Raw genomic sequence first — 25,943 nt, forward strand, 5'->3', positions numbered from 1 at the left:
TCCCTTCGGGGCGCAGTGTCCACATCCGAATACCGACTGCTGCTGCCTTCCGCTAGCCCGTTACCCTTCGTTGACGCAGCGGCTTGCGCACCGCCTTTCCCGCTGAAGCTTACCCCACCGACGCCGTTTTTCGGGCGCCGCGGCAAGGTATTGCCCACTCGGAACGCGGGCCGCGGGCGGCTTTACCACGCGCTTCTCCGACTACCAAACCTTTCTGCGCCTTGAAAACGAACTTTACCCACCGTCTTGGCCTGCTCGCGCCCGGCGTGCTGGCTGCCGCCCTCCTGGCTCCGGCCGCAACGCAGGCCCAAACCACCGCCGCGGTGAGCGGGGCCGTGCGCTCTGCGGCCGGCGCCGCCATCGACTACGCCACCGTGACCTTGCACCGCGCCCAGGACTCGACGGTGGTCAAAACCGAGTTCAGCGACGCACAGGGCGCTTACCGCTTCGACGGCGCGCCGACGGGGCAATACCTGGTGTCGGCCTCGCAGGTGGGGTTCGGGCGGCAGTGGTCGGCGCGCTTTGAGCTGGGCGCATCGGCGGTGAATGTGCCGGCGCTGACGCTGGCCGCCAGTGCCGCCACCCAACTCAAGGAAGTGCAGGTGGTGGGCCAGAAGCCGCTGTACGAACGCCTGGCCGACCGCACCGTGGTGAACGTGGAAGGCTCGACACTGGCCACCGGTAACACCACCCTGGAGGTGCTCAGCCGCGCCCCGGGCGTGTCGGTGGATGCCAACGACAACCTGGCCCTGCGCGGGCGCACCGGCCTGCTGGTGCTCATCGACGGCAAGCGCCAGCCCATGACCGGCTCGGAGCTGGCCGACTACCTGCGCGCCTTGCCCGCCGACCAGCTCAAGAGCATTGAGCTGATTACCAACCCGCCGGCCCGCTACGACGCCCAGGGCGCGGCCGGCATCATCGACATCAAGCTTAAGAAAGACCAGCGCCAAGGACCCAACGGCAGCGGCAGCCTCAGTTACGGGCGCGGGCGCTTCGGGCGCTTCAGCGGTAGCCTGAGTGGCAACTACCGCCGCCAGGGCCTGAACCTGTTTGCCTCGACCACCTACACCAAGCGCCAGAGCTACGGCATCCGCAACACCGAGCGCTCCTACTACGAAACCCGCGACGGGCAGCCGGTGCTGGTGAGCCGGGCCGATCAGCGCAACTACGGCGTCGGGCAAGACCACTTCCTGATCTACCGCCTCGGCGCCGACTACGACCTCTCGAAAAACACCACCGTGGGCGGCGTCGTGACGGGCTTCGCCGTGCCCCGGCCCCACCCCCACGGCTACAACACCAACACCAGCGCGTTTTACGACGCAGCCGGGCGCCTGACCGACTACTACACCGGCGCGGGCACCGGCCGCGGCTACAACCCCAACATCACGGCCAACCTCAACCTGCGTCACACCTTCGCCGCCGGGGCCGCGGGCAAGCGCGAGCTGACCGCCGACGCCGACTACGCCTACTACTACACCAACCGCCTGCAGACGCTCACCACGTTTTACGAGCTCAGCGGCCGGCCCACGCAGCTGTTCAGCGGCGACCAAACCGGCACGCTCGGCATTCAGGCCGCCAAGGCCGACTACACCCACGCCCTAAGCGCCAGCACCACCCTGGAAGGCGGGGCCAAGGCCAGCCGCGTGCACGCCGACAACGACCTGCTCTTCGAAAACACCGTGGAGGGCGTGACGACCGTGGACCTGGGCCGCACCAACCGCTTCCGCTACGACGAGGTCATTTCGGCCGGCTACCTCACGCTCACCCGCAACCACGACAAGCTGAACCTGCAGCTGGGCCTGCGCGGCGAGCAAACCCACGCCAAGGGCGTGCCCCTGGACGAAACCCAGGCCTTCCGGCGCGACTATTTCCAGCTGTTCCCGAACGCCTCGCTCAAGTATACCGCCAGCCCCCAGCACGAGTGGACCGTGGCCCTGAGCCGGCGCATCAACCGGCCTTCTTACCGGCAGCTCAACCCCTTCCGCTTCTACAACGACCCGACCACCTCCAGCCAGGGCAACCCTGGCTTGCTGCCCGAAACTTCCTACAACCTGGACTTGAGCCACACCTTCAAGCAGAAGTTCACCGCCGCCGTTAGCTACAGCCTCACCGACAACCCCATCACCGACGTAGCCGTGCCCGAGTCGACCACGTCCACCGTGTCGAAATTCGTGAACCTGAGCCGGCAGCACTACACCTCGCTCACGCTCACCGTGCCGCTCAATCCGGCCAAGTGGTGGCAGGTCTACAACAACGCGGTGTTTTTCTACATCCACTACCAGGGCGAGCTGGCTGGCACCGCGCTCAGCCGCGGGCAGGGCGCCTTCAACGCGAGCAGCAACAGCACCTTTGTATTCGGCCGGGGCTGGGGCGCCGAGCTGAACGCCAACTACTACTCGGCCCAGCGCGAGGGGTTCTTCGTGTTCCGCGACTTTGGGCAGCTGAACCTGGGCGTGAAAAAGGACCTCTGGGACCGGAAAGCCACCCTGCGCCTGGCCGCCAACGACCTGCTGCGCACCACGCCCCTGCACGCCGTGTCGCACTACACCAACTACCAGGAGCGCCTCTACCTGCGCCGCGACAACCGCACGGTGACCCTCTCGCTGAGCTGGCGCCTGGGCGCCGACCAGCCCGGCAGCACCCGCCGCCGCGGCGCCGACGACGAAATGCGCCGGGCGCAGTAAAGCCGTCTACTTGGCCGCCTGTACCAGGAAGGGAATGTTGGCCGTGGCCACGTTGTCGTGCCCGTCCTCGGCGTAGACGAACAGGCGGTAGGCCCCGGGCTGGGTGGGCGCGGTGAGCGTGGTTTGGCCTTGGGCCCCGGCCGGCACCCGGCCCGGAACGGCCGTGGGGCGGCTTTCCCGGTCGCCGCCGGTTTTCAGGTCGGTGCTTTCGGGCAGCAGCTCGTAGCGGTAGGTCAGCCGGTCCTGGTCGGGGTCCGTCACGGCGGCGGCTACGGGGTAGGTCTGGCCGGGCTGCAGCTGCACGCCAGCGGTGGCCGGCTGGCCGTTGAGCGTAAACGAGGCGAGGTGCGGGGCGCGGTTCTGCGGCCACTGGCCGCTCCACAGGTACTGCATCACGTCCACCACTTCCGACTCCTTGCCATCCTCGGTGAAGATGCCGTACCACGTGGGCGTGCGCTCCTGCTTCTGGCCCCACAGGAACACGTAGGTCCCCAGGCACTGCGTCTGGTCTTTGGCCACCGAGGCTTCGTAGCGGCTTTGGTACACGGCAGCTTTCTGGCTGCTGGTTTCTTCCACCGAGGCTTTCCAGGGCGTAACTGGGCATTCCCAGTGCCCGGTGGGGCCCCACTCGGCCACCACGTAGGGGCCGGTCCACTTGGCGGCGCGTACCTGCTGGGGAATGGAGGCCAGCCCGGCGTAGGTGTTGATGCTCAGGATGTCGACCGAGGGGCAGCGGGCCTTGATGTGCTCCACTTCCTTGGGGTTGCAGCCGGCCAGTACGGTGCTGGTGGGATGGTTCGGGTCGACTTCGTGAATCATGCGGGCAATCTGCTCCACCGCGTCCCACACCTTAGGGTTAGTGTACTCCAGGTTCAGCTCGTTGCCGATGCCCCAAAACAGCACGGCCGGGTCGTCCTTGTACTTGAGCACCTCGGCGCGCAGTTTCTGCAGCTGCGCCGCCACGGCCGCCGCGTCGTTGTAGTCGAAGCCGTGCCGCTCCCGGGCCACGTCGAGGCCGAGCATGACGGTCAGCCCGTGCTGGTTGGCCTTGGCCAGCACCCGCGGGGCCTCCCCGGTGCCCCAGGTGCGCACCGAGTTGCCCCCGTAGGCCCGGATGCGCTCCGGAAACTGCCCGCCCCCGGCCCCCTTGATGAAGTAAGGTTGCCCGCCGCGCAGCAGCACGTAGCGCCCGGCCGTTTGCTTGATTTCAACTTTGACGGGTTGGGCTTGGGCGTAAGTAGCGGCGCTGAAAGTCAGCAGCGGCAGTAGCAGGCGCAGGTTCACAGGCAGGAAGGGAGGTCGAGGGTTGCGGCGCTAAAGCTAGCTTGCTTCCGACGACAAACCATTGACCCGCTCGTACCAATACCACGTGGCGCCGTCCTGCTCAAAGGCCGCCGTACGCCCGAAGCCCAGCTTTTCTACCACCCGCTGCGAGGCCACGTTGCCTTCCATCACGGTGGCGTTCAGCACGGGCAGGCGCAGCACCTCGAAGCCGTAGCGCAAGCTGGCTTCGGCGGCCTCCGAGGTGTAGCCCTGTCCCCAGTACGGCGGCAGCAGGCGGTAGCCGATGTCGTGGTAGTTGGTGCGCCCGTTGATGGTCGTGTCGTCGACGAACTTAAGCCCGCACCAGCCCAGGAAGGCGCCGTCTTCCTTGCGCTCCACCGCCCAGCGGCCCACGCCGTTGCGCTCGTACTGCGCCCGAATGTAGTCCACGACCTTGGCGGCCTGCTCTAGCGTGCTCATCAGCGGCATGGGCACGTAGCGCAGCACCGCGGGGTTGGAGTCGAGGGCGAGGATGCCGGACGCGTCGGCGGGCTCGAAGGGACGCAGGCGCAGGCGGGGCGTGTCGAGGGTAATCATGCGGGCACGGGGTGGGGTGGCCACTAAGATATCCGCCGCGGGCGGCAATACCACCCCGGGCGGGGCCACGCACAGAAGGCGCGAAGCAGCTGCCCCGCGCCTTCTGGTGATTTTCGCCACTTTCTGCTAGATGCCGCTGCTAACGCAGGTGTTGCCGCCGACGGTAGCGCCCGCGCCGTTGCTGGCCGTCACGGCCGCTTTCACGCTGCTGGCGCTGAGCACCGACAGGCTGTAGGGCGGTGCAAAGGCGGTTTTGCCGTTGCCGGCGGTATTGCCGGAGGTGCTGGTGAAGACGTTGCCCGTCACCTGCACGGCCGTGGAGTTATTTGCCATCAGGTCGATGGGCCGATTCACGCCCTCAAACACGTTGTTTTGCACCAGCAGGTTGGCCTCGAAGCCGGCCTGCACGCCCGAGGAGGAGCTGGTGCTGTTGAAGAAGCTGTTCACCACGTGCACCTTGCCGAAGCGCACCCGCGGCATGCGGGCCACGCAGCCCGGCGCCCACCAGCAGCGAGCGAAGGTGATGTTGAGCTTGCCGCGGTCGGCGGTGGCGTCGTCCGAGGAGCCGATGAGGTTGGAGAAGCGGTGGTCGTCGGAGCCGCCGGGGCCGTCGGGGCGCGGGGCCTTCAGGTACGCAAACTTGGTCCACGAGACGGTGATGTAGTTCGAGGTGTTTTTCACGTCCAGGTTGCCGTCGACGCCGTCGCGGAACTCGCAGTGGTCCACCCACACGTTGGTGCACGCGTCGATGGTGCAGTTATCCTGCCCGTCCACGTCGTAGGCGCCGGCTCCGTCGAAAATCAGGTTGCGAATCACCAGGTTACTGCAGCGCTTCACGTACAGAATGCCCGAGCCGGCCTGGGTTTGGTCCGTCGACACCAGCCGGGCGCCGGCCGTGCCGAACAGCGTCTTGCCTGCCTGATCCTGCAGGCTGATGCGCCCGCCCGCGGGAATGGTGATGACGCCGTTGACCTGCACCACCTTCACCGTGGCGGTGGTCAGGGCCGTTTTGAGCTGGGCGTAGGTGGTCACCACCGTGGGCGTGGCGGTGCCGCCGCCGGTGGTGCCGCCGTTCTGCGAGGCCCAGCCCTGGGCGGCGCAGTTGGCCTCGACGTCGGCCGCGGCCGGGGTGCCGGACGCGCCGGCGGGGGTAGTGGGAGCCGGGCTGCTTCGGTCGCAGCCGGTGAGCACGGTGGAGCCGGCCAGCAGGGCGCTGGCCAGGAAGGCGGGTACGTTCATTGTGGTGGGAATTGGTTGTGGAAAGCCGCTGCCACGACCGTGGCAGGGCGGTAAGCGCGGAGGGAGCGGGGCCTGCTGCCGGAGCCAGCGGGCCGGGGTACGCGGGGCCGCGGCGGGCGGCGGTGGGCTCGGGCGCAACGCGGCGGAAGCGACTGACGGCCCGGACAATACGCCACCGAAGGAAAGGCTGCGCGGCAAAATCCAATGCCCGAGCTCCGGATAAATCTGCGCAATCGATGCCGGCAACGTTGCCAAGCCCAGCGCCGCTTCCCCGGTAACTTCAGGCCGGCGCGGTAGGACCAGTCCCATGCTCTCAGGCACCGCCACTGTCCGCGGTTTCAGCGGCCGGCAAGCTGCGGGCCGCGCCGCCCGGCACCGACACCGCCCGGAATACCAGGCAACAACCCGCCAATTTCCGGTGGCGCGGCCGGTCGAAATGGGTTATCTTTAGGTAGCGGCCGCCCTGCCTGGGGGCCGCGGCGTCATGCACACTAGCTTACCCGTTGCCCGCAAGCTGCACGCCCCGGTGGTGGCGGCGCAGCTCTCTGCCCGGGGCCGCACCTGGCGGCTGCTGCTGAGCCTGATGACCGGGCTGGCGGCGTTCCTGCTGGCGCCCAACCTGATGTTCGGCGCCCGCCTGATGCTGGCCTGGGACGGCTACGTGGTCAGCGCCCTGGCCATGTCCTGGCACCTGATGGCCCACGCCGATTTGGGCTTTATCCGGCGCTCGGCCCGGGCCCTGGCCCCGCACAAGAACTGGACGCTCATGTCGGTGCTGCTGGTGCTCGGCAGCGTGGCCAGCTTGGGGGCGGTGCTGCTGCTGCTCCACGGCCTCGACCACCTGCCCTACCCACAGCGCCTGCAATACGTGCTGCTGTCGGTCGGCTCGGTGGTGGGCTCGTGGTTTTTGCTGCACACGCTCTTCACGCTGCGCTACGCCCACCTCTACTTCTGCGAAGACCCCAACCGACCGGGCCACGAGCTGGGCGGCTTCCGCTTTGCCGGCGCCCCGCCCTGCAGCTACTGGGATTTCGCCTACCTGGCCTCGGGCATTGCCATTACCGCCCAAACCCCGGACGTGCTCATCACCACCAAGACCATGCGCCGGCTGGTGATGCTGCACAGCCTGCTCTCTTTCGCCTACAACACCACCGTGCTGGCCCTGGGCATCAACATTCTCTCGGCCCTGCTCTGAGGCGGCAGGCTACGGGCCACAGGCGCCCGTCTGGGGCAGGTTCGCCGGCCCATTGCCGCCTAGTGCGGCTACGCAGGCTGCTGCTCGAGGACGTACACGTGCAGCCGCTTGCGAAGCCGGAAACCCAGCTTCAGGTACAAGGGGTAGGCCGGGGTGTTGTCCTCGTACACGTGCAGAAACGGCGTGCAGCCAGCCGCTATGATACGGCCCACCTGAAAGCGCACCAACTGGTTGGCATAGCCGCGGCCGAGGTACGCGGGGTGGGTGCACACCGCGCTGATTTCGGTATAGGGCGAGGGTTGCAGGCGCTGCCCGGCCATGGCCACCAGCTGCCCTTCCTGAAACACGCCGTAGTAGCCGCCGAAGGCTATGGTGCGGGCCAAAAACGGGCCGGGGTTGGTCAGGGCCGTCAGGGCCACCATGGCGGGCACATCCGGCTCCTGCAAGGCCACCAGCTGGCTGCTGTCCACCGCGGGGGCCGTCGGGAGGTCGTACACCAGCTGGAGTAGCTCCCGGTGCAGGCGCGGCTGCCAGCCAGCGGGCAGCACAATGGGCTCGGCGGTAAACAGGATGGCCAGGGCGCCGGCCGGCACCAGCTCGTGCAGGCGGGCGAAGGCGCGGGGCGAGTAGTCGGCCAGGCCCGCGAAGGCGCCCACGTCGCGGGGCAGCACGCGGGCCAGCTCGTCGCCGAGGGCCAGGGCCTGGTTGCCGGTCAGCAGGGCGTTCCAGACGGGGTTGTCGAGGGCGTGTTCCATGTCAGCGGGGCGAAGTACGGCAATGCGCGGTTCTTCACGGGCAGGTAACCGCGCCACCCAGCGCAAGTTCAGTTCCGCTTCCCTCCCACCGACGCCCGGCGGCGAGGCGTGTTCCGCTGCAACGCGTTGGGTCGCTGGTGTTAGGCGCCCGGCGAAGCCCACGTTGCGTTTCACAGACCTTGCGACGCGTTGGCCCGAGCCTGTTATGGCCGCATTGGTTATGCAGTTGACCGGGCCTGCGACACGTGAGCATGTGTGCCGAGCCTGCAACTTTCCTACGGCTGATGCTACGCCGCGTTTAGTGCGCGAGGCACAGCGCAGGCCTTGGGTGCTTGCCGGCTTTTCCTCCTGCGCGCTTTCTGGCTGATCTACTGGTTGCTGGAGCACGTGGCGGACCGGCCAGCCTCCGACGGGCACGGGGCTGGCCGGTTCGCCGCATACTTACCCGTCGTAGCGGCGCTGGGCTTCCGGGGTGACGGGCGCGAAGAGATTGACCAAGTTGCCGTCCGGGTCGCGCAGCAGCAGGGAACGGTTGCCCCAGGGCATGGTGGTCGGGGCCTGCACGACGGCGGCCGCCGCGTCGAGGCCGGCGGCTAGGCGCTGGTAGTCGGCGTCCACGTCGGTCACGCGGAACTCCAGGAACACCGAGCGGTTGGCGGCGGGCTGGGCCACCGCGTCGCCGCCCGACAGGGCCAGGGTGCGCGGCGTGGCTATGGCCAGGGTGGCCGTGGCCATCTGCATTTCGACGAAATCCTCGGTGTAGCGGGTCACCGCGAGGCCGGTGACGTGTTCGTAGAACTGCACCAGGCGCGGCAGGTCGGCGGTGATGATGCGGGCAGAAACAAATTTCATGGGGCGTGAAAAAAGATGAATGATGCCACAAAGCACCACCCGCCCACTGACAGCCCTATGGCAGTCGGTTTCGGCGCCTTAAAAAAAGTCACCCCGCCGGCGACAGGTGCAGGTCGGCAATGTACTCGGTGAGCAACTGGTGCTCGGCCCGGCTGAAAGGCCGAGTGGTGGCCGTCAGCCGCCGGATGCGGGCCACCTTGAAGTCGCGGTAGGCTTGACGCAGCTGGCACCAGCCGATGAGGTGCCAGGCAAAGTTGTAAAAGGCCAGCCCGATGGGCTCGACGTAGCGCTGGCTGCTCTGGCCGGCTTTGTCGCAGTAGTCCAGCTCCACCGCCCGGCGCTCGGCCAGGGCCGCCTGCAGGGTGGCCAAGTAGTCGGCCGGGCCCCGGAAGTACTCGGGCAGATGTAGCTGAATGCTGCTGGTAAACTGCTCCAGTTGGCTGCGGTCGGGCTCCCGCAATACGGCTTTCACCTTGGCCAGGGCGGTGCCGACGTGCGCTTGGATGCTGGCGTCGGTGAGGGTGGCGGCCAGGGCTTCCAGCAGCACCAGGGCGTTGGCTTCGGCCGGCGTGAAGGCCACCGGCGGCAGGAAGTAGCCCTGCACGAGAAAATACCCCTTGTTCGACTCGAAGCTCACCGGAATGCCCTGCTCGCCCAGGGCCTTGATGTCGCGGTACACCGTGCGCACGCTGATATCAAAGTGCGCGGCCAGTTCGTCGGCCGGGACGTATTTTTTGGCCTGCAACAGGGTAGTCAGCCCGAACAGGCGCTCGATGCGGTTCATGGCGCAAGGTAGCGGCCGGCGGGGGTATCCGCCCCGGCGGCTTATTCCTGCACCTTGCCTATCTGGCGCGAGTTCAGCCAGTGTAATTCGCGCCGATGCGGCTGCGCGTTGTTAATTCGTCCGCTCGAACGATGTAGCCCGCACAGTACGGCACCGACGTGACGACCGGGCTTCCCGTCAGGGACCGGGTAGTGCTGCGCTGACCCAAGGGAGGAAGCCGGGAAATACGCAGTCCTTTACCGCCACACTTCCATCCTAAAGCGGCTAGCTGCGCTACGCTCCTGCTAGGTGAAAAGGTAGGCTACCACCTACGGTATGGTAGAGTAGTTGCAAAACCGGTAACCGTTCTTGGTTTTCACGAACCCAAAAGCCGCCTGTGCTCCTTCCCATTTATCGGATGGATCAATAATGGTGACCAAAACCGTTCCCATGTTCTGTTGGCCGCCGTACAGCACCTGGTCGGTAAACACTAGTTTGTTTTTATCGAGCAGGCGTTTCTTAATTCGTTGATTAAAGACAAGGGGCAGGTCCTCCTTTATAAATTTATCAATATCTATATACGCAAACTCTCCGTACATTTTATCATACCAAGTGTCGGGGTTTTTATTTTCATAAACCTCCCAAACCGCTTGTTCTTTTGCCGTATTACGCATGCAATCAACACAATATACTTTGCTAGATGATAATAGCTTTATAGTCGCAACATCATTTTTAATCACGGCCATTGCGAATAACATCCAGGTTTCCTGTAGGCTCTGGTTGGCAGCAGCCGAAGCATGCCGTAGTGGCTGAGCGGTTACCGGTCCGTTAGTCGCTTCATAGCTCGTAACTAGCGCGAAGCTAAAGCAGCAGGTGTATTTAAACAGATTCATTCCTTAGTCCCTTCTGATTGAATTCAACCAAACCAATAACCTAAATGCTGTCGCCCAAATGGCACGCTGATGACTGATCGTTTTTGCAGCAATGAATGCTACGCGCCTAGCCTGTAGCAGTTTCTCATCAATCATTTATGATGTACCAGTTACTTTCCAGCTTATAGTCATTTGCTCCCGCTTCCACCTTTTTATTAAGGTTTCTTACCTCGGAAGAATCATTTGTATAGACAAACGCAGAATAATGATCCATTACTCCACGATCCAAATAATATTTAACCAAGATTTTAGCTGAATCTATTTCCCTACCACCCTTTACAACAAAGCCTTCATTGAAAGGATACGGGAATCCATCAACAAACTCATTGTTACCGAGCTTGTATTTTTTACCCCCATTTACCTTGATATCCTCCGTAAGCAAAATAAGTTTCTCCCTGTTTGATGCCCAGACGTTATGCCAGTCGAACTTTTTTTGGTTGCCTATCGGACTACATGACGTCAACGCACAACCAACCAAAGCAACGTACGAAAGCAAGCTTCGATTGCCCTGAGCAAAATTTCTTTTGATATTTTTCACTGCTTATGTACAATAAGTCTTATCAAGTGCAGGATATTCCACCGTGTCCCCGTGGCTGGTTTCTAGTGTCTCCGCTAGCGCTACCACCCGAACGGCGCGGCTATGGCGCTAAGCTAGGGCCGCAGTGGAGGCCCAGTTTCCACACCCAAGCTGGGTACTAGTTACGCGGCGCTAAACTTGAGCTAGGGTGGGTGTATCTACTCCATTGCTGTAGAAACAAATGCCTTTTCTAACAGAGCAATCATTTCTTCTGTCGACCTAGCCTCAGTATCCAGCGAAGTCAAGGGCACCCTCACTTTGGGGAACTCATCCACAAAACTCATTTTCTCAAATGCAGGAATGCCATGTTGCTTCATAAGCTGCTCGAAGTGCTGCCGATCTACGCCCCACACTTTAACAAACTTTGATTCGGCCACATAGACTTCGATCAGCGTGGCTGCATCGTTATAGATGAGACCAAATTCCAGGAAGCAGTCCTGGATCAACTCCTTTTGCAGCGAGTCTAATACTGCCGTAATAAATTCCTTCTCCTGATAGTCGCCATAGGCCACCTCGTCGCCGCTGGCGCCGAAGATGCAGGCACATGCATCAGGCAACATAGCGGCTAAGTCCGTCAGCACCGCCCACAAACGGGAGTTGTTCACATTCACTTCGGCGTAGAAGCGGAACAGTTGCTTAGGGTCTTCTACTTCCGATAGCACGAATCCTTCAACGAAGGTTGCGGCTTGGCCTGCGTCAACGCTTTCCCAGTAGGCACGGGGCACCTCACTTTTCCCCGCAAGTCGGATTGTTCTCGGTAGTTCTAGGCTTGACATAGCTTTCAATATTATAAATCCTCACGGCCGCGCCGCCATCGTAAATACCAGTTCCCCGCCATTCATAATGGCCTCGTGCGCGAGGAAGGGCCGGGTGAGTTTCTGGCCGTTGAGGCGGGCTTCCTTCACGTAGACATTTTTGTCGCTCTGGTTTTTCACCGTGATGCGGAAGGTCTTGCCGTTTTCCAGGTTCAGCGTGGCACCGTGGACGGCGGGGCTGCCCAGGGCGTACTCCGGGGAACCGGGCGCGACGGGGTAGAAGCCCAGGGCGGAGAAGATGTACCAGGCCGACATCTGCCCGCAGTCGTCGTTGCCGCCGAGGCCGTCAGGGGTGGGGCGGTACATCTTGGGCAGGATCATGCGCACGCGGGCCTGCGTTTTGTAGGGCTGGTCGGTCCAGTTGTAGAGGTAGGCCACGTGGTGGGCGGGCTCGTTGCCGTGCACGTAGTTGCCGATGATGCCCTCGCGGGTGATGTCCTCGGTTTCGGCGAAAAACTTGTCGGGCAGGTGCATGGTGAACAGCGAGTCGAGGTGCTCGGTGAAGCGGCGGTTGCCGCCCATTTTGGCAATGAGTGCCGTGGGGTCCTGGGGCACGTAGAGGCTGTAGTTCCAGGCGTTGCCCTCGATGAAGCCCTGGTTATGTGTGCTCAGCACGTCGAAATTCGGGCGGAAAGAGCCGTCGGCGAGGCGGGGGCGCATGAAGCCGATGCGCTGGTCGTAGACGTTCTGCCAGTTCTGGGCGCGCTTGCTGAACTCCTGGTAGATATCCTGCCGATTGAGCTTCTGGGCCATCTGGGCAATGCACCAGTCGTCGTAGGCGTATTCGAGGGTTTTGGACACCGAGGAGCCGCTTTTGTCCTCGGGCACGTAGCCCAGCTGCAGGTAGTAGCCGATGCCGTCGTAGCGGGCGGTGCGGGCGGTGGTCACGCAGGCGTCCAGGGCTTTGTTGGCGTCGAAGGGGGCGTTGCCTTTGAGCACGGCGTCGGCCACCACGGGCACCGAGTGGTAGCCGATCATGCACCAGTTTTCGTTGGCGTAGTGGCTCCAGACCGGCAGCATGTGCTCGGCGCTTTGGTCGAAGTGGGCCAGCATGGAGCGCACCATGTCGGCGTTGCGCCGGGGCTGGAGCACGTTGAAGAGCGGGTGCAGGGCGCGGTAGGTGTCCCAGAGCGAGAAGGTGGTGTAGTTGGTGAAGCCGTCCGCCTTGTGGTTGTTTTGGTCGAGGCCGCGGTACTGGCCGTCGGCGTCCATGTAGGTCGTCGGGCTCAGGAAGGCGTGGTACATGGCCGTGTAGAAGTTTTCCTTGTCTTCGCGCTTCGGCGACTCGATGACCACCTTGCTCAGCTCCTGCTGCCAGAGCTGCTGGGCCTGCGCCTTCACTTTGTCAAAATCCCAGCCGGGGGCTTCGGTGCGCAGGTTCTGCAGAGCGCCGGCGGTGTTCACCGGCGAAAGGGCAAATTTGACTTTGACCTTCTCCCCGGCCGCGGCGGTCTTGAAGTTGAAGTACATGCGCAGCTGCTCGCCGGCCAGGTCGGGGAAGTTCTTGGTCTGGTCGAACTTGCCCCAGAAGCCGCGGTAGGCTTGTTTTTTGGCGTAGTTGCGGCTGCCGTAGTCGGTGAAGGGCCGCGAGAAGCTCATGGCGAAGTACACCGTGCGGGTGCGGGCCCAGCCGTTAGTCTGGCGGTAGCCAGTGACCAGCTTGTCGTTTTCCACCCGCACGAAGGTCCACACGTTCTTATCCGGGTAGTTGTAGATGCCGTGCATCAAATCCAGGATGAGGTGGGCCTGGTCGGTGGCCTGCGGGAAGGTGTACTGGTGCATGCCCACCCGGTTCGTCGCCGTCAGTTCGGCCAGGATGCCGTGGTCGTCGAGCTTCACCCGGTAGTAGCCGGGCTCGGCCACTTCGGTGGCGTGGCTAAAGCGGGAGCGGTAGCCGCGCTCGGGCTGGGTGGCGGTGCCGGGATTGAGCTGCAACGGGCCCGTGGTGGGCATCACGAGAAAGTCGCCGAGGTCGGAGTGACCGGTGCCGCTGAAGTGGGTGTGGCTGAAGCCGACGATGGTAGGGTCTTGGTACTGGTAGCCGGCGCAGTACTTGTACACGTCGGGGTTGTACTTGCCGTCTTGCTCGTAGCTGAGCGTATCGGTATCGGGCGAGAGCTGCACCATGCCGAAGGGCACCGTGGCACCCGGAAACGTGTGCCCCATCTTGGCCGTGCCCACGATAGGCTTGGCGTACTGCACGAGGCTTTCGGTGGGCTTAGCGGCTTTCGGCTGGTTTTTCTGGGCGAAAGCAGAACTGGCGGCAAGGAAAAGGGCGGCGAGGTGGAGCGGGCGGAGCATCAGCTTCAATCGTGGCGGGTGGCGGTTGAAGCGGGCAAGGTAGGGCGATTAGGCTACAGATTCCCCGACTCCCAATTGCGCCAATCGTTGTTAGGTTTTTCTTTCGGCTGCCAGAGGGCAGGGCTCTGATTTACCAACACTTTTGCAAGCAGTTGATACGTTTCCTGTGCACTAGGCGGGCTTGCCTTATCGTAAGTGCTTTCGAAATGGAAGCTATCAATGGTCAGTAGCTTGGGCAGGTCCGAAGGCAGCTGTTGCTTGATATCGTTTTCGGTTGCGCCAACCAGGGCCGGGTTAGAAGCAAGTAGGTAACGCAAGAGGCTGCTGTAATCAACTAAATGATTCGGGTTGTCAAAATCACGTAACTGTATACCCGCCGCTCTATACTTTGCAGGGTCGTGCTCAATTTTCACTTGGGTATTACGCACGTTTACAGTAACTGCACCGGCAGATATTAATTCGAATTGCTCCATCTCACCACCTGTTTTATTGCGAATACGCTCGTATTCGTTAGCATCAATAAGGTTTACCCGTCGGGAATTGGTGATGTAATTCCGCCCGGCCGCTTGCTCTACAGAGTAGCGGGTGCAGTTACCGACATAGTTCAACTCGATTTCTGCAGCAAATCCGCGGTTCTGATACCCACTTTTCTCGAAGACTATTGCCCAGCGCGTAGCGTCGCCGTACAGATGAATCTTGCTACCCGCCGTTTCGCAGTAACCGTGCTCCAGATCGAGAAAGAAATTGTACCGAACATCGTTGTTGCCTCCAGCAGGGAAGTAATCACTCAGCTTCCCCTGAAAAGCTAAGTCCAGTTGTTCTAATACCTCTTGCGCCGAATACGTCATTTCATGCTTGCCCTTATCTGTTCGGTTCCATGTACAAGCTGATAGCAGTAATGTCACTATTAGCAAAGCGCGCATAATATCAACCGTGGTAATCGTAGCGTCAAGCGCTGCTTAAAGGTAGACAGTGTCCGCAGCGGGGGCTACGCCGCACTCCGAAACTCCGCCAACTGGTACAGATGCCCCTCCTCCCCCACCCGCCGCAGCCACGGTTGCTCCTGCAGCGCCTCGGTACTGGGGCCGTAGGAAAACAGCTTGAGCGCTCGATGGCGCGCCAACTTCCGTAGCTGCACCAGCACTTCGCGCATGATGCTGCCGGTGAAGGGCGTGAACAGGTAGAAAGCCGTAGCGTCGGCAAGGTCAGCGCGGCGGACGTCGAGGCAGTGGAACCGCACGTGGGGTAGGTCCAGGACTTCGGCGCAGGCCTGGGCATACTGGCAGTAACCGGGTTCTATTTCGATGCCGTGGGTGGTAGCGCCGCTCAGTAAGTGTACCAGCAATGGCACCTGACCCAGGCCGCTGCCGAGGTCGTAGAGCACGTCGGCGGGCGCGAGGCGGGCGGCCAGCCGGGAGATGATGCGGGCGGGCGTTTTCTGGTAGTACACCATTTCCGGGTCGCTGAACTGCGGTTGCAGCGGCTGGGCGGGCACGGGAAACAGGCCGTTGGTCAGCGCGTCGAGGTGGTCGTAGCGGGTGGCTTCCGGGTCCGGGTCGGGCGGGCCGGCGTAGGCGGTCAGCAGCGCCCGCAGTTCGGCGGGGGCGAGGCGGCCGGCCCGGATATCAGCCTGCAGGCGCTGAAACAGCCGCTGGTCCACGGCTTCGAGCTGGGTTTGCAGGGTTTCGGCCTGGCGGCGCAACGCGGCCGCGGTGGTGGGTGGCAGCTCGGCGGGCCAGCCGAGCAGGTGCAGTTCCAGCTCGTCCAGCGCCGCGGCGCGGGCGGCAAAGTTGGCTTCGGCCAACAGCGCCGTTTGACCGGCCAGGGCGGCCAGGGAAGCCCGTATTTCGGCGTCGGCCATGAGCGTGCAGTTGTGGGCGGGCGGCGAGTGCAGCGCGCCGGCGGGCCCGGGGTGGGGTTATTGAACCGTCAGCGGGGCGGGCGCGGCCTCGTACTCGGCCAGCACCTGCTGGGCTTCGGTCGGGGTCAGCCGCACGGGGTTGGCGTTGGCCAAGGCGGCTGCAGCCGGCATCATGGAGCGCGACAACAGCAGGGCAAACACTTCTTTCTTCTGCGCGAAGCTCAGGCGGGGCTGGCGACGCAGATACCGCTCGTACGCCGCGGCCATGGTTTCCCACACGGCTATTTCGCGGTCGGGGTCGGCGTCGCGCCGGAAGTTGTTGAGGGTTTCGGCCAAGCTGGCGGGCACCACCTCGGCAAAAGTGGCCTGGATGCGCGTAATGCGGGCTACCTGTGCTGAGGTCAGCGAGTCGTGCCGGATGGGGCCGACGCGGACGGTCTGCGGGTCCAGCACCACCGCCTGCCCGGCCGGCACCTCCGACTGGCAGGCGCTCAGCATCCAGCCCAGCCCCAGCACGACAACGTTGCGTGGTTTCATGCCGGCCAAGTTACGGACCGGCACCCGGCTCCGCCGCCTTTCGCCCACACGGGCCTCAGTCTACTTTCAGCGGCGGCCCGACCACCTTCATGTCGTGGGCGGCGAAGATCTGGGCTATTTCCTGGGGCGTGGGCTCGGTTTTGAGCGCGGCCATCGTCACGAAAAACTCTTCCAGCTGGCCGGCGGGCTGCACGGTCACGCTCATTTTGCCGCGGGGGCTGATTTGCGTCCAGGCGTGGGGTACGTTGCGGGGCAGAAACACGACGTCGCCAGCGGTGAGGCGGTAGTGGTCCTCCCCGACCCGGAAAGCATACTCCCCGTCGAGCACGTGAAAGATTTCGTCTTGCCGGGGGTGCACGTGCAGCGGGGTGCCGCGGCCCTGGGAAAGGCTAGTTTGCTCGAAGATGGCAAGGTCGCCGCCCGTATCCCGGCCCGACACTTTCACGTCTAGAATGTTCTGATTGACGCCTTTGAGCTGGATGTGGCCGTGCAGGCGGCCTTCGCCGGCGCTGGCCTTGAAGCCCTTGGTAGCGCGGTCGGGCGGCGCGGCTGCGCCCAGTGCGGCCGGCGCGGCGGCCAGCGGCAGAGCGGCCAGGGAGGCCTGCAGAAAGTGGCGGCGTTTCATGGGCAGCGGGCGGGTTAATCAGGTGGCACTACTTTCAGCCAGGCTTGCCGCCGCGGCCGGAGCGCGGCCCGCCGGCGCCGGCGGCCTGTTAATATAGCCTTTCTCCAATAATTTACCCGCGGCGGGCCCGCGTCAGTGGTCGTAGCTGACCACGCGGGTAATCTGCCACCGGCCGTTCTGCAGGCGCCACACCATCAGGTTTTTGAAAGTACCGCAGTCGTCCTTGCCGTTTTCCTGGTGACAAAAGCGGTGCTGGTAGGTTTCGACGGCGCCGTAGCCCTTGATGGGGTACACTTCCAGCGTGCCAGGCACGAGCACGCGGCGCAGGCCAGTGCTGCGGTTCTGCTCGAACAGACGGCGGAAACCCTGCATGGTCTGCGCGAAATTGCTTAGGCCGCCCTTGTCGTGAAAAAACTCCAGGTCCTCGGCGAAGTAGGGCTGCATGGCGTCCAAATCGTGGCGGTTGAAAGCCACGAACAGCAGGCTGTCCTGCTGGGCAATGGCGCGGTACAGCGCCGCATCGACGGGCGCGTGGGCGGCGGACGGCGCGGCGGCGGTAGCGGGCGGAGCGGCGGGCCGGGCGGGGGCGCAGGCGGCGGCCGCCAGCAGTGCGGCCGGGGCAACAAGGGAAACGAGACGCATCAGCAGGGGCAGCGGCTGGGCGGCGAGGCCACCCGCTGGCCCGGCCCGCCGGCGGCCATAAAAGTAAGGGCAAACCCGGGCGGCTTGGGCGCTGCTCACATGCTTGTGTGAGTGACCGGCGCCGCGGCCTCGCCCGTTCGTCACCGGTTTTCGCCCGGTGGTCAAATGGATTTCGCGGCGGCGCCCGGGGCGGGTTGCTTTGGCCCATCATCGACTTCCAAACGCCCCGCCCCCATGGAACCCACTGCCCGCCACACCTACCTCGACTGGCTGCGCCTGCTCTGCATTGCCGGCGTGCTCGTGTTTCACTGCGCCATGCCCTTCGCCACCGATGAGCAGTGGCACATCCGCAACGCCGAGAGCAGCAACCTGCTGCTGGAGCTGGTGGCGTTTATGCACCTGTGGCGCATGCCGCTGCTGTTTTTCGTGTCGGGGGCGGTGAGCTACTACATGCTGCGGCGGCGCTCGGCCGGCTCCTTTGTGGGGCTGCGGGTGCGCCGGCTGCTGGTGCCGCTGGTGTTTGGCATGCTGGTGGTCGTGCCCCCGCAGATTTACATGGAGCGGCTCACGCAGGGGTTTCAAGGCTCGTTTTGGCACTTTTACCCGAGCATTTTCACCACCGGCTCTTACCCCCACGGCAACCTGAGCTGGCACCACCTCTGGTTTGTGGCCTACCTGCTCGACTACGACCTGCTACTGGCCCCGTTGTTTGCCTGGCTGGCGGGGCCGCGCAGCGCCGGTTTTCGGGCCCGGCTGGGCCGGCTGGCTGGGGGCTACCGGGTGTATCTGCTGGCCGTGCCGGGCATCGTGTGGTACGCCGCCACCAGCCGCGCCCTGCCGCAAACCAACGACCTGATCCACGACGGCAGCTTTTTCGTGTACTGGCTGCTGTTCGTGCTGATGGGCTTCGTCTGCGCCGCCCAGCCCGCGCTGCTGGCGCGCCTGGAGCAGCTGCGCCGTTCCTCGCTCACGGTGGGCTTTGTGGCGCTGCTGGCCCTGAACTACCTGCGCTGGAACAACGTGGAGCTGCCCGACGGCTTTCCGCCCGTCTTCCCCCCCACCATTGCCTGGAGCCTGGTGCTGGCCTTCATCGGCTACGGCAAGCACTACTTGCAACGGCCGCACCCGGCCCTGAATTACCTCAATCAGGCTGCCTACCCCTTTTACATTCTGCACCAGACGGTCATCGTGGTACTGGCCTACTACGTGGTGCAAACGCCCGACAGCGTGCCGAGCAAGTACCTGTTCCTGGTCGTTGTCACGCTGCTCGTGTCGATGGGCCTGTTCCACCTGCTGATCCGCCCGGTACCCGTGCTGCGCTTCCTGTTCGGCATGAAGCCGCAGGAGCCGCGCCCGGCAGCGGCGGAACCGGCGGCTCCGCAGCCTATTGCGCAGCTACAACCCGCCTAATTCCCCGGTCATCCTGAGGCGCAGCCGAAGGACCTTGCTCGCACCGCCGCTGCCGACGAAGTGCCGACGCTTTTCCAGTAACGCCAAAGCGCAGCCCCGCGCCCCATACGATGGGCGCTGGTGGCTGCGCTGCTCGGGTAGCGCAGGGTGTGCAGAAAGCTCTTCGCGTTGCGCAGGATGACGTTGTGCGTTCTTCCCGCCTAATTTCGCCCGCTGTGAAGCTTCTCCCCTTTCTGCGCCGCTACCTGCTGCCGGCCGGCTTCGGCCTGGCCACCTACGCCACCGTGCGGCTGCTGAACGACACCATTTCGCGGTTTGAGTTCTGGGAGCGGGGCTGGGGCCAGAACCTGCTGGAAGCCGGCATGAGCATGCTGCTGGGCTACGTGCAGCTGACGGTGTGCGACGCGCTGCTGCGCTACTTCGACCGGCGCGGGCCCGCCACGCCGCAGCCCCGCCACCTGCTGCGCGAGGTGCTGGCCGTGGCCGGCACCACCGCCGTGCTCAACAACGTGGTGTTTCTGCCCCTGGCGGCCTTCACCGACGACGGCCTGTCCTGGGGCGACACGGCCATTATCAACACCATTCCGCTGCTGTTCATGCTCGTGTACTACGGCTGGGTGCGCAGCCACCACTTCCTGCGCACGGCCCTCGGGCAGCAATTGCAGCTGGAGCAGGCCGCCCACGAGCAGGCCCTCACGGAGCTCAAGTTTCTGCGCGCCCAGTACCACCCGCACTTCCTCTTCAACGCCCTGAACACGGTGTACTTTCAGATGGACGAGGACGTGGCCGCCGCCAAGCGCAGCGTGGAGCAGTTGGCCGATTTGCTGCGCTACCAGCTCTACGACCAGCAGCAGCCCGTGCCCATCCGCCAGGAGCTGCAGTACGTGTGCAGCTACCTGGCCCTGCAGCAGGTGCGCAGCTCCGAGAAGCTGCGCCTCAGCGTCGATATTGCCCCGCAGCTGGCCGAGCAGCGCCTGTACCCGCTGCTGCTGCTGCCGCTGCTTGAAAACGCCTTTAAGTACGTCGGCGGGGCTTACACCATCGAGGTGCGGGCCGCGCTGACGGCGGCGGAGCTGACCTTCGTGGTGCGCAACGCGGTGCGGGCCGAGCCGGCCGTGGCGGCGCCCAGCCCGGCGGCGCCCGGCGGCATCGGCCTGAGCAACCTGCGCCGCCGCCTGCAGCTGCTTTACCCCGGCCGGCACGCGCTGCGCATCGAGCCGGATGGGGCGTACTTTACCGCCCACCTCACCCTGCCGCTGCTGCCCCCCGCATGAACCCGTTGCGCTGCCTGATTACCGACGACGAGCCGTTTGCCCGCAAGGGCCTGCAGCGCTACGTGCAGCAGCTGCCGTTTCTGGAGCTGCGCGGCCTTTGCGCCGACGCGCAGGAGCTGGCCGCCCACCTGCAGCAGGAGCCCGTCGACCTGCTCTTCCTCGACATCGAAATGCCCGGCCGCAGCGGGCTGGACTTTCTGCGGGCGCTGCCCGAGCCCCGGCCCCAGGTCATCTTCACCACCGCCTACGAGCAGTACGCCCTGGCCGGCTTCGAGCTGGACGTGCTGGATTACCTCGTGAAGCCCATTTCCTTCGAGCGGTTTGTGCGCGCCGCCGGCAAGGCCTACGACTACTTCCGCCTGCGCCGGGCCGCGCCCGCCGAGCCCGCGCCGGGCTACGTGTTCGTGAAGGCCGAGGGCCGGCTGGAAAAGGTTACCGTGGCCGATATCCGGTACGTGGAAGCCCTGGAAAACTACGTGGTCGTTCATCTGCCCGGCCGGCGCCTCATCACCCACTCCACCCTCAAGGCCCTGCTGGCCCGCCTGCCCGCCGGCGCGCTGGTCCAAACGCACAAGTCCTACGCCGTGGCCCCGGCCCATATCGACAGCCTAGCGGGCAACACCCTGCGGCTCGGCCCCGACGAAGTGCCCATCAGCAAGCTGCTGCGGGCGCAGGTACTGGCCCAGCTGGGCCTGGGCGCGGCGTAGGCCTCGGTTACGCCGGCGGCTGGTGCAGCAGGCGGGTGTCGGCGTAGCTGTCGTGGGGCAGCTCGGCGTTCAGCCAGGCGGGCAGCACGCGGTTGTGGATCAGCAACTCGACCACGGCGCGGCGGTGGATGCCGCAGGTCATGTTGCCGTACAGCGCCAGCAGGGGCGCGGCGCACTCGGCGGTGGCGTTAGCTTGGTAAATCTGGCAGTAGCTCACCGCCAGCTGCTCCAGGGTGTGCTCGTTGCGGCTGCGCTCCACCAGGCGGGTCAGCAACGCGGCGTCGCCAGGTTGGTAGTTGCTGATCAGCAGATCGGTGTAGCGGGCGGGGCGAAAACCGGGTTTGGCGGGTAAAAAAACCTCTTGCGGGCCAAGATAAGCAGCCTCGGCAACCCGCGGCGCCGCCAGTGGCCCTTACCTTGCGGCCTCGCGCCTTCTACCTGCTTTGCCCATGAGCCTCGCCCCTACCTGGTCCCGCCGCACTTTTCTGCAACGCTCCGCCGTGCTGGCCGCCGGCGCGCTGCTCACCGGCTGCGCCACCGGCCGCGGCGGGGCCGCGGGCGCCGAGTGGCTGCTGTACGTGGGCACTTACGGCCCGGCCGAGCAGGACAACCTCTGGCTGTACCGCCTGCACCCGCGCACCGGCGAGCTGACACGGGTGGCGGGTTTTCGCGGGGGCATCAAGCCGGGCTTCCTCGCGCTCAGCCCAGACCACTGCTTCCTCTACGCCGTCAACGCCAGCCTCGACTTCCAGGGCCGTAGCACCGGCTCGGTGCGTGCCTTCGCCGTCGACCAGCGCACCGGCGCGCTAACCAGCCTCAACGAACAGGCCTCGGAGGGCGCCGGACCGTGCTACGTGAGCCTTACCCCGGGCGGCCGCGGGGTGCTGGTGGCCAACTACTTCGGCGGCACCGTAGCGGCCCTGCCCGTGCAGCCCGACGGCACGCTAGCGGCGGCCTCGGCCGTCGACCAGCACCAGGGCTCCGGCCCGCACAAAAACCAGGACCGCGCCCACGCCCACTGCATCCTACCCGACCCAGCGGGCCGCTTCGCGCTGGCCGTGGACCTGGGCAACGACCAAGTGCTGAGCTACGCGCTGCGGCCCGAGGCGCCGCTGCTGCAGCTGCCGGCCCAGGTGGCGTTTCGGGGCGCGCCCGGCGCGGGGCCGCGCCACTTGGCGTTTCACCCCAACGGGCGCTGGGCCTACCTTATCAACGAGCTGAACTCCACCGTGACGGCCCTGCGCTACGACGCGGCGGCCGGCACGTTTGCCGAGCTACACAGCCTCTCCGCCCTGCCCGCCGGCTTCAGCGGCGCTAACAGCTGCGCCGACATCCACGTCTCGCCCAACGGACGCTTCGTGTACGGCTCCAACCGCGGCCACGACAGCCTCGCGGTGTTTGCCGTCGACGGCGAAACGGGTCGGCTGACGCTGGTGGAACACGTGAGCACGCAGGGCAAAACGCCGCGCAACTTCACTCTTGCTCCCGACGGCCGGCTGTTGCTGGTGGCCAACCAAAACTCCGATTCCATCTTCAGCTACCACGTGGACGCGCGCACGGGCCGGCTGCGGCCCACCGGCTTTGGGGCCACCGTGCCGGCGCCTGTGTGCTTGCAGCTGCTACCCGATTTTACGGGCCGCTAACCCCCGCCACCGTACTCCGGCATCTGAGGGTTGAAAACGCACTGTTTCCTAGCCGTTTGCCATGCTCCGAAGCTTGGTTATGCGGAGCAATGCACTATTAGCTGAGGCATAGGGAAGCTCGGCCGGCACCGTGTCATTTTGGGAAAACTGTTGGCTAGGCGCTGGGCACAACCCAGTCAATACATCCGAACGGATCTGCTGGGGGCCTCGACAAGCTCGGCTGTATCCGGCAAGCTTTTCCGGAAATGACACAACACCCACGGTAACAGGAACCGGCAGTGAACAGTGCGGAAACAAAACGGCTGAATCAAAGAATAATGCCGGTTTGTCCCGGCCAAATTCTACCTTTGGCCGGTCCTTTCAACTTTTTCAAACCCCGATGAGCACAATTACCTTTCCAGGAATAATCACAAATGAGCAGTTTGAAAATGCAACCGAACTGTGGAAGCAGGCAGTCAACAGTTCCAGCGCGAGTGCTCTGCAAGAGAGCTTCACCGCCGGCGGTCAGCTGCTGGCCTCGGTGAAGTTGCCCGCCGCGCAGCTTATCAGTTTAGTATCTACCGTCGGGTTGTATCGAATTAAGGTCAAGTTCGGCCTGCTCACCGACGATACCACGGGCCAGCTGCACTTCGCGGTTATTCTGTATGCGGCCAATACCCGCGACGAGCGCATTTCGTCGTACTACACCAACGCCACGTACTGGGGCGCAGCCACGCCGCCGGCGCCGCCCACGGCGGAAGTGCCCAGCTCCCTGGCGCAGGTGTGGCTCAACAACTGGCAGGAAGTGACGCAGCTCTCGGCCGATATGTTCATGACTCCGCTCGGCGCGCTCGAAGGCTACACCTTCGAGGCCGAGGACTTCATCCGGCCATTGGCCCACCTGCAGCCGGGCGTGGAGTCGTCGCTGCTGGTGCGCTTCGGCCTGCACCAGTATTACCAGCCCACCCCGGACGGCACCGACGTAGCCGTGCGCACCTTCGGCTTGGTGCTGCAGCTCAGCAGCGCGACCCAGCCCACCGAGCCTATGTTCGACATTTCCATGCCTTGCCCTTACACGTGCTAATCAGCCGGCCCGCCCGGGCTGGATCCACCGCTTTTTAGGCAACGCATGATAGCAGGCGCGCTCCTGGGTTCTATTCAACTGCAGATCATGAAAGCGTCGGTAGCCCCGGTCGTACTGGCCGGGGCTATTGGGCTGCTACGGTGGCGGCAGTTGCCGCGCACGCTGCGGTACTTGGTGGCGCTGACCTGGCTCACGCTGCTGACCGAAGCCGTGTCGCGCCTGCTCTGGTGGCAGCACCGGCCCAACTTGTTTTTGCAGCCCATCTTCGCCGTCGGCGAGTTTGGCTTGCTGGTGCTGCTCTACCGGCAGGAGCTGCGCTCGGCGGCTTTTGCCCGGGTGGCCCCGTGGCTGGTGGGCGGATTCAGCCTGTATATTCTAACGGCCAGTTTCCTGACCGCCGACCTGGCTTCGTTGGGCTCCACGCTGCGGGTGGTGGAAAGCGTGATGGTGCTGGGCATCCTCGGGCTCTACTTCCGCAAGCTGCTCAACGAGCTAACGGTGGAGCACCTGGAGCGCGAGCCGATGTTCTGGGTGTCGCTGGGCCTGCTGCTCTACTTCCTCGGCGACGTGCACATCTTCCTGTTCAGCAACTTCCTGTTTCTGAACTACTCCAAGGAATTCAATCTCACCGTGTGGGCCATTCACGCGGTGCTCTACATGGTGCTCTACTGCTGCATTTCCCTGGCCCTATGGCTGCCCCGGAAGAAGTAACCTTCAGCTGGCTGCTGCTGAGCGCGGTGGTGCTGATGCTGCTGCTGGGCGCGGGGCTGGTGGGCTTCTTGGTGGTGTACCAGAAGCGCCTGCTGCGCCAGCAAAAGCACCTGCGCGCCACCGAAGTGGCTTACCAGCAACAGCTGCTGGCCGCCACCATCGAGGCACAGGAGCACGAGCGGGAGCGAATCGGGCGCGACCTGCACGACGGCATCGGCTCCACCATTGCCACGGCCAAGCTGCTGGTGCACCGGCTGGAGCAGATGGCCCCGGTCGAACACACCGAGCTGTTTGCCATGGTCACCGACATCCTGAGCACGGCGGTGCAGGATACCCGGCGCATTTCCCACAACCTCTACCCCGCCGTACTGACCCACTTTGGCCTCGCCGAAGCCTTGCGCCACCTGGCCAAGGTCAGCGACGAGGCGGGCCCGCTCCGGGTGCAGCTCACGCTGGACTACGCCGGCCTGCTGCCCGTGCAGCAGGAGCTGGCGCTGTACCGCATCTGCCAGGAGCTGGTCAACAACGCTATGAAACACGCCCGGGGCGCTTCGCTGCTCACGGTGAGCCTGCAGCCGCAGGGCTCCACGCTCACGCTCACCGTCGCCGACGACGGCTGCGGCTTCGACCGCGCCACGCTGCCCAGCGGCGGGGCCGGCCTGCGCAGCATCGACGCGCGCGTGCGCATGCTCGGCGCCCGCCTGCTCAGCCAGTCGGCCCCGCAGCAGGGCACCCGGATTAGCATCGAGATTCCCACTGCCTCCGCCTCCCTACCCCATGCCCAACATTGATTTCCCGGTTCAAATTGCGCTGCTCGACGACCACAAACTGTTCCGCCAGGGCATTGCCTTCATCCTGAAAACCCTGCCCTACGTGGAATCGGTGGTCGACACCGACACGCTGCCCGAGCTGCAGGCGGCCTTCCGTCAGCGCCTGCCCGACGTGCTGCTGCTCGATCTGCAGATGCCCGGCATCGACGGGCCCGAGGTGGCCCAGCGCCTGCTGCAGGAATACCCCGACCTGAAAATCATCGTGCTGTCGATGTTTTCGGCCGACAAGTTCATCACCCAGATGATCAAGCTCGGCGCCCGCAGCTACCTGCCCAAGGACGTGGACCAGCAGCAGCTGCGCCGCGCCATCGAGGAGGTGCTCACCACCGGCTACCACTTCACCGACCAAGTATCCCGGGCCCTGATGCTGAGCGTGCAGCAGCCCGCCCGCCCCGCCGCCGAGCCCGCCGTACGCAAGGACATCGTGCAGCTCACCCCGCGCGAAAAGGAAATCCTGCAGCTGATCTGCGAGGGCCACACCGCCGCCGAAATTGCCGAGCGCCTGTTCATCAGCCGCCGCACCGTGGAGGGCCACCGCCAAAACCTGCTGGAGAAAACCCAGGCCCCTAACGCCGCCGGGCTGGTGCAGTACGCCGCCAAGCACGGCCTGATGGAGAAGAGCTAGCGGCTGATACAGACCCGAACTAGGACCGTCATGTCGAGCGAA

Annotated in this window: 26 protein-coding genes; 10 read left to right on the forward strand and 16 right to left on the reverse strand. The window is 64.4% G+C overall.

Going from position 1 to position 25,943, the window contains the following annotated elements; genetic code table 11:
• Window positions 1-221 precede the first annotated feature (221 nt).
• Window positions 222-2,684, forward strand: a complete 2,463-nt coding sequence (locus LJ737_RS13355) for a TonB-dependent receptor domain-containing protein (protein WP_227766483.1) — start codon at window positions 222-224, stop codon at window positions 2,682-2,684.
• 6 nt (window positions 2,685-2,690) lie between these two features.
• Here the strand turns inward: LJ737_RS13355 and LJ737_RS13360 are convergent, their stop codons facing one another.
• From LJ737_RS13360 to LJ737_RS13370, 3 genes are all read right to left on the reverse strand, one after another.
• Window positions 2,691-3,968 (reverse strand): glycoside hydrolase family 2 TIM barrel-domain containing protein, encoded by a 1,278-nt coding sequence (locus tag LJ737_RS13360; protein WP_227766484.1) that lies wholly within the window; start codon window positions 3,966-3,968, stop codon window positions 2,691-2,693.
• 36 nt (window positions 3,969-4,004) lie between these two features.
• On the reverse strand, window positions 4,005-4,544 hold the full coding sequence (locus tag LJ737_RS13365; RefSeq protein ID WP_227766488.1) for a GNAT family N-acetyltransferase: 540 nt from the start codon (window positions 4,542-4,544) through the stop codon (window positions 4,005-4,007).
• Between the two features lie 126 nt (window positions 4,545-4,670).
• On the reverse strand, window positions 4,671-5,783 hold the full coding sequence (locus LJ737_RS13370) for a pectate lyase family protein (RefSeq protein ID WP_227766493.1): 1,113 nt from the start codon (window positions 5,781-5,783) through the stop codon (window positions 4,671-4,673).
• Between the two features lie 484 nt (window positions 5,784-6,267).
• Between LJ737_RS13370 and LJ737_RS13375 the strand changes: the two genes are divergently transcribed.
• Window positions 6,268-6,978, forward strand: a complete 711-nt coding sequence (locus LJ737_RS13375; RefSeq protein WP_227766495.1) for a DUF1345 domain-containing protein — start codon at window positions 6,268-6,270, stop codon at window positions 6,976-6,978.
• A gap of 68 nt (window positions 6,979-7,046) precedes the next feature.
• Here the strand turns inward: LJ737_RS13375 and LJ737_RS13380 are convergent, their stop codons facing one another.
• From LJ737_RS13380 to LJ737_RS13435, 12 genes are all read right to left on the reverse strand, one after another.
• On the reverse strand, window positions 7,047-7,733 hold the full coding sequence (locus tag LJ737_RS13380; protein ID WP_227766496.1) for a GNAT family N-acetyltransferase: 687 nt from the start codon (window positions 7,731-7,733) through the stop codon (window positions 7,047-7,049).
• Between the two features lie 441 nt (window positions 7,734-8,174).
• Window positions 8,175-8,585 (reverse strand): VOC family protein, encoded by a 411-nt coding sequence (locus tag LJ737_RS13385; protein WP_227766497.1) that lies wholly within the window; start codon window positions 8,583-8,585, stop codon window positions 8,175-8,177.
• An 88-nt stretch (window positions 8,586-8,673) separates the two neighbouring features.
• Window positions 8,674-9,369, reverse strand: a complete 696-nt coding sequence (locus LJ737_RS13390; protein WP_227766498.1) for a helix-turn-helix transcriptional regulator — start codon at window positions 9,367-9,369, stop codon at window positions 8,674-8,676.
• Window positions 9,370-9,677: 308 nt separating this feature from the next.
• Window positions 9,678-10,241, reverse strand: coding sequence for a hypothetical protein (locus tag LJ737_RS13395; RefSeq protein ID WP_227766499.1), 564 nt, complete (start codon window positions 10,239-10,241; stop codon window positions 9,678-9,680).
• A gap of 127 nt (window positions 10,242-10,368) precedes the next feature.
• Window positions 10,369-10,818, reverse strand: a complete 450-nt coding sequence (locus tag LJ737_RS13400) for a hypothetical protein (RefSeq protein WP_227766500.1) — start codon at window positions 10,816-10,818, stop codon at window positions 10,369-10,371.
• 197 nt (window positions 10,819-11,015) lie between these two features.
• On the reverse strand, window positions 11,016-11,633 hold the full coding sequence (locus tag LJ737_RS13405; RefSeq protein ID WP_227766501.1) for a hypothetical protein: 618 nt from the start codon (window positions 11,631-11,633) through the stop codon (window positions 11,016-11,018).
• Window positions 11,634-11,654: 21 nt separating this feature from the next.
• Entirely contained in the window at window positions 11,655-13,973 is a 2,319-nt protein-coding gene (locus LJ737_RS13410) for a GH92 family glycosyl hydrolase (protein WP_227766502.1), read from the reverse strand.
• A gap of 53 nt (window positions 13,974-14,026) precedes the next feature.
• Window positions 14,027-14,896: a DUF7003 family protein gene (locus LJ737_RS13415; protein WP_227766503.1), complete on the reverse strand. Its 870-nt coding sequence runs from the start codon at window positions 14,894-14,896 to the stop codon at window positions 14,027-14,029.
• 65 nt (window positions 14,897-14,961) lie between these two features.
• Window positions 14,962-15,834 carry a class I SAM-dependent methyltransferase gene (locus LJ737_RS13420; RefSeq protein ID WP_227766505.1) on the reverse strand — a complete coding sequence of 291 codons (873 nt, stop codon included), beginning with the start codon at window positions 15,832-15,834 and terminating at the stop codon, window positions 14,962-14,964.
• A 57-nt stretch (window positions 15,835-15,891) separates the two neighbouring features.
• Window positions 15,892-16,371 carry a hypothetical protein gene (locus tag LJ737_RS13425; protein ID WP_227766508.1) on the reverse strand — a complete coding sequence of 160 codons (480 nt, stop codon included), beginning with the start codon at window positions 16,369-16,371 and terminating at the stop codon, window positions 15,892-15,894.
• Window positions 16,372-16,426: 55 nt separating this feature from the next.
• A complete protein-coding gene (locus LJ737_RS13430) occupies window positions 16,427-16,996 on the reverse strand; it encodes a cupin domain-containing protein (protein ID WP_227766509.1) in 570 nt (189 codons plus the stop codon).
• A 132-nt stretch (window positions 16,997-17,128) separates the two neighbouring features.
• A complete protein-coding gene (locus tag LJ737_RS13435; RefSeq protein ID WP_227766511.1) occupies window positions 17,129-17,638 on the reverse strand; it encodes a nuclear transport factor 2 family protein in 510 nt (169 codons plus the stop codon).
• Window positions 17,639-17,872: 234 nt separating this feature from the next.
• Here LJ737_RS13435 and LJ737_RS13440 point away from each other — a divergent pair, with 234 nt between their 5' ends.
• The 3 genes from LJ737_RS13440 to LJ737_RS13450 all read left to right on the forward strand — a co-directional run bounded on the left by LJ737_RS13440 (window position 17,873) and on the right by LJ737_RS13450 (window position 21,029).
• Window positions 17,873-19,048: an acyltransferase family protein gene (locus LJ737_RS13440; protein WP_227766513.1), complete on the forward strand. Its 1,176-nt coding sequence runs from the start codon at window positions 17,873-17,875 to the stop codon at window positions 19,046-19,048.
• Between the two features lie 215 nt (window positions 19,049-19,263).
• Window positions 19,264-20,322 carry a sensor histidine kinase gene (locus LJ737_RS27135; RefSeq protein ID WP_227766515.1) on the forward strand — a complete coding sequence of 353 codons (1,059 nt, stop codon included), beginning with the start codon at window positions 19,264-19,266 and terminating at the stop codon, window positions 20,320-20,322.
• Window positions 20,319-21,029, forward strand: a complete 711-nt coding sequence (locus tag LJ737_RS13450) for a LytR/AlgR family response regulator transcription factor (protein WP_227766517.1) — start codon at window positions 20,319-20,321, stop codon at window positions 21,027-21,029. The genes LJ737_RS27135 and LJ737_RS13450 overlap by 4 nt, the downstream gene beginning before the upstream one ends.
• A 7-nt stretch (window positions 21,030-21,036) precedes the next feature.
• Here the strand turns inward: LJ737_RS13450 and LJ737_RS13455 are convergent, their stop codons facing one another.
• Entirely contained in the window at window positions 21,037-21,303 is a 267-nt protein-coding gene (locus LJ737_RS13455; RefSeq protein WP_227766518.1) for a hypothetical protein, read from the reverse strand.
• Window positions 21,304-21,478: 175 nt separating this feature from the next.
• On the opposite strand from LJ737_RS13455, the gene LJ737_RS13460 reads away from it, so the two are divergent.
• The 5 genes from LJ737_RS13460 (at window position 21,479) to LJ737_RS13480 (ending at window position 25,901) form a co-directional block, all read left to right on the forward strand.
• Entirely contained in the window at window positions 21,479-22,672 is a 1,194-nt protein-coding gene (locus LJ737_RS13460) for a lactonase family protein (RefSeq protein ID WP_227766521.1), read from the forward strand.
• Window positions 22,673-23,051: 379 nt separating this feature from the next.
• Window positions 23,052-23,735, forward strand: coding sequence for a hypothetical protein (locus tag LJ737_RS13465; RefSeq protein ID WP_227766524.1), 684 nt, complete (start codon window positions 23,052-23,054; stop codon window positions 23,733-23,735).
• Between the two features lie 87 nt (window positions 23,736-23,822).
• Window positions 23,823-24,446, forward strand: a complete 624-nt coding sequence (locus tag LJ737_RS13470; protein WP_227766527.1) for a hypothetical protein — start codon at window positions 23,823-23,825, stop codon at window positions 24,444-24,446.
• The gene (locus LJ737_RS13475) at window positions 24,425-25,237 is read left to right on the forward strand and encodes a sensor histidine kinase (RefSeq protein WP_227766529.1); all 813 of its coding nucleotides are present in this window, start codon (window positions 24,425-24,427) and stop codon (window positions 25,235-25,237) included. The genes LJ737_RS13470 and LJ737_RS13475 overlap by 22 nt, the downstream gene beginning before the upstream one ends.
• Window positions 25,224-25,901: a response regulator gene (locus LJ737_RS13480; RefSeq protein WP_227766531.1), complete on the forward strand. Its 678-nt coding sequence runs from the start codon at window positions 25,224-25,226 to the stop codon at window positions 25,899-25,901. Before LJ737_RS13475 ends, LJ737_RS13480 begins: the two co-directional genes overlap by 14 nt.
• Window positions 25,902-25,943 lie beyond the last annotated feature (42 nt).

This window comes from Hymenobacter sp. 15J16-1T3B (assembly GCF_020711235.1).
In the GTDB taxonomy this organism is placed as follows: Bacteria; Bacteroidota; Bacteroidia; order Cytophagales; family Hymenobacteraceae; genus Solirubrum.